Annotated in this window: 2 protein-coding genes; both read right to left on the bottom strand. The window is 33.8% G+C overall.

Annotation, left to right across the window (positions count from 1 at the left end):
• Positions 1-614 (bottom strand): dihydrodipicolinate synthase family protein (locus tag I6E15_RS10030; RefSeq protein ID WP_235247630.1); only part of this gene is annotated, 614 nt, incomplete at its 3' end.
• A gap of 23 nt (positions 615-637) precedes the next feature.
• A complete protein-coding gene (locus I6E15_RS10025; protein WP_235247629.1) occupies positions 638-1,312 on the bottom strand; it encodes an N-acetylmannosamine-6-phosphate 2-epimerase in 675 nt (224 codons plus the stop codon).
• Positions 1,313-1,314: the final 2 nt, after the last annotated feature.

The raw sequence follows: 1,314 nt of genomic DNA, 5'->3' as shown, positions 1-1,314 counted from the left end.
TCAGCTCCCATAGCTAGTCCTGATAATAATTGTTCGTCTGGACCGTTGAATACTACTCTGTCTGCTCCTAATTCATCTTTGAACATTTGGATATCTTGTACTGGCATTGATGAGTTTTTAACTCCGATAACTCTTGGGTTTTTCATCATTTCTTTTAATAAAGACATTGTTAATGATACTCCTGCTAATTGAGGAATGTTGTAGATTACAAAGTCAGTGTTAGGTGCTGCTGCTGACATATCGTTCCAGTATTTTGCGATTCCGTGTTCAGGTAATTTGAAGTAGATTGGTGGGATTGCTGCGATTGCATCTACACCTAAAGATTCTGCGTGAGCTGCTAATTCTTGGCTGTCTTTTGTATTGTTACAAGCGATGTGAGCTATTACAGTCATTTTTCCTTTCGCTATTTTCATTACGTTTTCTAAAACTAATTTACGTTCTGCTACGCTTTGGTAGATACATTCTCCTGATGATCCTCCTACGTATACTCCTTTTACTCCTTTATCTAATAAGTGTTGAGTTAATTTTTGTACTCCTTCAACGCTTATATTTCCTTCTTTGTCATAACAAGCATAAAATGCTGGTATAATTCCTTGGTATTTTGCTATACTCATTTTTATATCTCCTTTTATTTTTATTATTTTGACATTTCTGTTACGAATTTTCTTGTTATTTGTTGAGGTCTTGTAATCGCTCCACCTACTACTACTGCATAAGCTCCTAAATCTAAAGCTTTTTTAGCTTTTGCTGGAGTGTCTAAGTTTCCTTCTCCGATTACTGGAATGTTTACTGCTTTTATTACTTTTTCAAGTTCTGTTAAAGGATCGTTTCCTTTTGTATATTCTGTATATCCTACTAAAGTTGTTCCTACTATATCAAATCCAACTTTTTCACAAGTTATAGCTTCTTCTACACATGATGTATCTGCCATAAATAATTGGTTTGGATATTTTGCTTTTGCTTCTTTCATTAGATTTTCTAATGTATTTCCATCTGGTCTTTCTCTTTTTGTTCCATCAAGAGCTATGATATCTACTCCTTCAGCTACAAGTTCATCTATTTCTTTCATAGTTGGAGTGATAAATACTGGATTATCTCCATAAACTCTTTTTATGATTCCTATAATAGGAAGAGATACATTTTGTTTTATTTCATGGATATCACTAACTGTGTTAGCTCTTATTCCAGAAGCTCCTCCTTCTAATGCTGCATAAGCCATTCTTCCCATTATATATGAACTGTGTAATGGTTCATCTGGAAGTGCTTGACAAGAAACTATTAATTTTCCTTTAACTTCTTCTAATCTATTCATTG

Source organism: Fusobacterium perfoetens (assembly GCF_021531475.1).
Taxonomy (GTDB): Bacteria; Fusobacteriota; Fusobacteriia; order Fusobacteriales; family Fusobacteriaceae; genus Fusobacterium_B.
This window is presented reverse-complemented; position numbering and strand designations above follow the sequence as displayed.